Genomic DNA, 4,960 nt, shown 5'->3' with positions numbered 1-4,960 from the left:
GACCAAGGCTGTGCGCCGCCGTAATAACGAGGTGCCACTTCACGGTAAACCCGGACCGGGCGGCGATAGTAGCCGTCATCATAATCCCGATATATCGGCTCAGCCGGTTGAGCCAGCGCGCTACCAAGCAAAGCGCCTGCTGCAAGGCCAACTGCGCCGGCCGCCCATGCGTCGCTGTTATTGTTATGATGGCGATAGTACYGATCGCCACGCCAGCTGTCGGCAGAGGCCGATGTCAGAGGAACCGCGACCGTCGCAAATGCAGCGGTTGCAAGAATGGCAATCTTAATACCCTTGTTCATTTGTGCCTCCTTTGAAGCATCCTAGGCGAGTGCTTTTCGGCGTCGCCTGATCGATATTGGCTGGAATCCATGGGAGCTCCAGCAGTAGTTCTGTTTTATTCGCTTCAGAATGAATGCAAGCTGAACGGCACTCATACGAAATGGTTCCACCGCCATTCTGAGGACGGGAGAAGCACATATAATTTTAGCAAATCCGAGGCGGGAAAAAGGCACGATTACAATTACAAGCACCACATGGAGGTGTGCGCACTCCACTGGGCGGCAAAGTGGACCCTGCCACGTGATATCCAAGCAAAACCCCCGACTTCTGCCGGGGATCGGTGGCGGCTCCAGCCGCTAGAATTATTCAGTGACCGCGATGTTTACGGCCTTTGGTCCTTTGCCACGACGATCAGGTTCCGTATCGAACGAGACCTTCTGATTGTCTGCGAGGCCTGTGAGTCCGGATGCCTGAACGGCGGAAATATGAACGAAAATATCCGCTGCGCCATCATCCGGCTTGATAAAGCCAAAGCCTTTTTCACTGTTGAAGAATTTGACCGTACCGGTCTGTGCCATGCTCAGTTCCTTTTCCTTACTTACCGCGCTCCCCTCCGGGTTTGCGGGATTGGTAGTGCCGTTTTCAGTAAGATACATTCAACGGAGATCATGCAGGCAGTTCTCGAATTCAGGAAAGGAGCCGATCATTGCCAGGATTACTCCCGGCCCGGTATTCTTGCGGTTCCGGCGCGCCGTTCTTCCAGTCTTCCAGTGTTCGCAAATGCCCGAACGCTTTGAGACTGCTAGAATAAGTGTTTTTTGGCAAGCAAAAGTTTTTCTACCATTTAGGCGACTATATCGAACGGCTTTGCAACCTACATACTTTGGGGTAGGAAATTTCGTTTGGCATTCGTCCGCCAGCACCTCTCAAGATCACGACCCGCAAGTTGAAGTCGTTGCTTTTCTTTCAGCTTTATCGATTACGCAGCACGATACAGGCACCACCAGCGCTGTGGAGTTGCGAACAGATTTGGTTCGCCTCGCCACGATTGTCGGCACCTATACGCACGGCATAGATGCCGCGCCGCCCCATGGCTGTGCGATTTCGGCTGATCACAGCCTCATGCTTGTCGAGGATGGCCGGAAAGGCGCGACGCAGGCGTTGAAGCTGTCCCACTGCTGCTGCGCGGCGGAAGTTGCCAGCAATCTGGATTCCCCACGGCTTCGGCTTGATTTGGGCCATTGCAACTGTCGCAAAGCGAACAATCGGGAGCTTCCGGCAAGCCGCATCGAAGGTCAATTTGGCGTTTAACGGATGCGTCGATATTTCGGTACCCGCGGCAAAGTCGTCAGCCGACTTTCCGGTAATATCCAGTACATACTCTTCGGTTTCGAGAGGGAGGAAGCCACCGCTTGACAACCATTTTGACACTCGCGTTGGCCCCGCATTATAGGCAGCTGCGGCCAGCCCCCAGTTACCGAATGCTGTCCGCAGATCCTTCAACAGCGCAGCGGAAGCGGGCAGGGCCTTCGCGAAGTCGAACGGATCGTCGAGATTTCGCTCCTTTGCGGTACCGGGCATGAACTGCGCGATGCCTTGCGCGCCAACTGGACTTGTTGCCTGAGCGTCGAACCGGCTCTCTTTCCAGATAAGTCTGGCGAAGAAATCGCGCGGGACGCCATGTCCATCAGCATTGGTCGCTATGGCTGCGCAAATCTGGGCCACCGTTGGTGTTGGCGGTTTCGCCGGTACTGAAACCGACGGATTATCAGCTGACAATGCCCTTAACGATGTCAGTAGCAGGAATGCTGCAACGATGCCGAGTTGTTTGAAGCAATACACCCTGTTGCCGATCCCCTTGATACGTTAGCATATTGGCATAATGCACAGCCATATTTCTAACAAAAGACACCCGCCACTGATTTCATCAGTCCGGTAAACATTGCATGACGATGATGACGAAGAACAAGTGAACACGCCCATGTCTCTCTCCATCACCACAATCGGTTTCGACGCTGATGATACGCTTTGGCAAAACGAGCAGTTCTTCCGAACCTCCGAGAATCAGTTTGCCAGTCTATTGGCTCCCCATGTAGACACGACCGACCTTTCCAACCGGTTGCTCGCGGTGGAAAAGCGAAATCTTGATCTCTATGGTTTCGGCATCAAGGGCTTTACCCTTTCCCTGGTCGAAACGGCGGTTGAAGTCTCCGAAGGCAACGTGCCGACTTCGGTTATCGCGGAAATTCTGGCCGCAGGCCGGGAGATGCTACGCCATCCGGTAGAAACCTTGCCCCATGTTCAGGAAACTCTTGCGCAACTAACTGAGCGATACAGGCTCGTCCTGATAACCAAAGGAGATTTGTTCGATCAGGAGCGCAAACTGGCACAATCGGGCCTTGGTGATTTTTTCGATGCGGTTGAAATTGTAAGCAGCAAGGATACCACCACCTATGAGCGAATATTCAAGCGGCACGGAGATGGTGCGACGCGGAGTATGATGATCGGTAACTCGCTAAAATCGGATGTTGTCCCGGCAATCGAAGCAGGCAGCTGGGGCGTGTTCGTTCCGCATGAGCTGACCTGGGCGCTCGAACATGTGGAAGCGCCAATTGGCGCAACTCGCTTCCGTGAGATTGAACATTTGGGGGAGTTGCCGCCGCTTCTGGCCGAGATTGGCTGATTATTCAGCGGCGTGTTGTTCCTGCGCGCCTTCATCCGGACCGTTCGGATCGCCTGGGCCAGTCTCACAGCCAAGATCGGGAAACGCAACCACACGATTGCCGGTAAAATCGGTGCGCACTACAACGAGCCCCTGTTCTTCGAAATACGTGAGAAGCCGTCGTGCCCGTCGGGCCGAATGGCTGCCATAGGCGCGGGCCAATGTTGCGTCTGAAGGGCAGGGACTGCCGGTAACCGCAGCTTGGGCCACGATAAAGAAAACACCTTGAACATCCTCCGGCAGGCTCTTTGAAAGTTCAAGCGCCTGCTGCCATGGTTCACCTCGCGCGGTCTCTCCGTCAATGCCAGCGCGCGCGACCGCAAGGTTGCGGCGAAACGCCGGCAGAGAAAGGGGATCGCCGGGGACACGGCGAATGCGGCAACGAACTAGAAAATCCTGATAGAGGACCGCATCCGTGCGAAAGGATGCATCGGGGTCGTTGAGCATTTCATGCATAATCGCGTTGATCAGGCCATTGCGCTCGGCCTCGTCAATCTCGGGAAACAGTGTCGGTGCCGGAGTTTCTGCCGCAGCCACAAATTTGGTCTGGGTGAGCTGGCTCAAAATATCGGCTGTCGGTGTGGAGGCGGGCGCTACTGCGCGCCGAACAACCACCCGGCGCTCTTCGGGCGATGGTGTAAAAATCAAGTCGCGTGCATCTTCCCCCGGCTGTGGTAGCGGAGTGAGCCTCGGACTCGCCGAACGAGCAGATGTCTCTACTGGTCCAATGGTCACAGCCAACGGACGACGCGACAGGGCCGGGCCGAGCGCCACGAAATGGCCCCGGGCAAGATCACGGAACTGTTCGGCCTGCCGCCGTTCCATTCCAAGAAGATCCGCGGCGCGGGCCATGTCGATATCGAGGAAAGTTCGGCCCATCAGGAAATTCGATGCTTCAGCCGCAACATTCTTTGCGAGTTTGGCGAGGCGCTGTGTGGCGATGACACCGGCAAGACCACGTTTGCGGCCACGGCACATCAAGTTGGTCATGGCGCCCAGCGATAGTTTGCGGGCCTCGTCTGAAACCTCTCCGGCAACCGCCGGTGCAAAAAGCTGGGCTTCGTCGACAACGACGAGCATCGGGTACCAGTAATCGCGTTCTGCGTCGAATAGGCCACCGAGAAAGGCTGCAGCACAGCGCATCTGCTGTTCGACATCCAGTCCTTCCAGATCAAGCACGACGGAAACGCGGTGCTGGCGAATTCGTGCCGCGATGCGCGTGAGTTCACTTTCGGTCCGTGCACCATCGACAACCACGTGACCGTATTTATCGGCCAGCGTAACGAAATCGCCCTCCGGGTCGACGACGCATTGCTGCACCCAGTGCGCGCTTTGTTCGAGCAGGCGGCGCAGCAAATGCGATTTGCCCGAACCCGAATTGCCCTGGACGAGCAGGCGAGTTGCCAACAGTTCTTCCAGATCGAGCATGGCTTTTGCGCCGGCTGACGCCGCTCCCATGTCGATATCGACTTTCATCATCTCTCCAGCGTTAAGTGATTCTGCGCGCGATATAATGCGCAAAATCACTTAGCATTCTTTGCCATGCGGCGTGGAGGATATGCGCTAAACTCACAGGTGAATTGATCAGCTATTCGGCTGGCACCGGCTCTGACATCATGTTTGTCTTGCTGTGTTTACTCAGCGTCAGCACCAGCAGCGCAGCAATCAGGCAGAGAATTCCCGTAACGAAAAATGCGGGCATATAAGTTTGGTATTCGGTACGGGCAAAACCGCCACCATAGGCCGCCGAGGCTGCACCCAACTGGTGTCCGGCAAAAACCCAGCCAAATATCAATCCAGCCTTTTCACGTCCGAAACGATCGGTTGCCAATTTGACCGTTGGAGGCACTGTGGCAATCCAGTCGAGACCATAGAACATGGCAAACAGGGACAGGCCGTAAAAAGAAAAATTGGAGTAGGGCAAGTACAGCAGCGAGAGGCCACGCAATCCATAGT

The 4,960-nt window shown here is 55.5% G+C and carries 5 protein-coding genes and 1 pseudogene; 1 reads left to right on the top strand and 5 read right to left on the bottom strand.

Annotation, left to right across the window (positions count from 1 at the left end):
- The 3 genes from ACXJ5O_RS18870 to ACXJ5O_RS18860 form a co-directional block, all read right to left on the bottom strand.
- The coding region (locus ACXJ5O_RS18870) for a BA14K family protein (protein WP_457301235.1) at positions 1-302 on the bottom strand (302 nt) is incomplete at its 3' end.
- A gap of 342 nt (positions 303-644) precedes the next feature.
- Positions 645-860, bottom strand: coding sequence for a cold-shock protein (locus tag ACXJ5O_RS18865; RefSeq protein WP_106718536.1), 216 nt, complete (start codon positions 858-860; stop codon positions 645-647).
- Between the two features lie 394 nt (positions 861-1,254).
- Positions 1,255-2,124: a transglycosylase SLT domain-containing protein gene (locus ACXJ5O_RS18860; protein ID WP_457301234.1), complete on the bottom strand. Its 870-nt coding sequence runs from the start codon at positions 2,122-2,124 to the stop codon at positions 1,255-1,257.
- Positions 2,125-2,263: 139 nt separating this feature from the next.
- Here ACXJ5O_RS18860 and ACXJ5O_RS18855 point away from each other — a divergent pair, with 139 nt between their 5' ends.
- Positions 2,264-2,965 (top strand): HAD family hydrolase, encoded by a 702-nt coding sequence (locus ACXJ5O_RS18855; protein WP_457301237.1) that lies wholly within the window; start codon positions 2,264-2,266, stop codon positions 2,963-2,965.
- Here ACXJ5O_RS18855 and ACXJ5O_RS18850 read toward each other — a convergent pair whose 3' ends face one another.
- On the bottom strand, positions 2,966-4,480 hold the full coding sequence (locus ACXJ5O_RS18850) for a helicase HerA domain-containing protein (protein ID WP_457301236.1): 1,515 nt from the start codon (positions 4,478-4,480) through the stop codon (positions 2,966-2,968).
- A 112-nt stretch (positions 4,481-4,592) separates the two neighbouring features.
- Positions 4,593-4,960 (bottom strand): annotated as a pseudogene (locus ACXJ5O_RS18845) (MFS transporter); the annotation flags it as partial.

The organism is Phyllobacterium sp. P5_D12 (assembly GCF_054049495.1).
The sequence above is the reverse complement of the archived record's forward strand: the minus strand, read 5'-3'. Positions and strand labels throughout refer to the sequence as shown.

Bases quoted from the DNA above. Each gene is read 5' to 3' on its own strand.
- ACXJ5O_RS18865 (WP_106718536.1), bottom strand. From the start codon at position 860: ATGGCACAGACCGGTACGGTCAAATTCTTCAACAGTGAAAAAGGCTTT.
- ACXJ5O_RS18855 (WP_457301237.1), top strand. From the start codon at position 2,264: ATGTCTCTCTCCATCACCACAATCGGTTTCGACGCTGATGATACGCTT.
- ACXJ5O_RS18850 (WP_457301236.1), bottom strand. From the start codon at position 4,480: ATGAAAGTCGATATCGACATGGGAGCGGCGTCAGCCGGCGCAAAAGCC.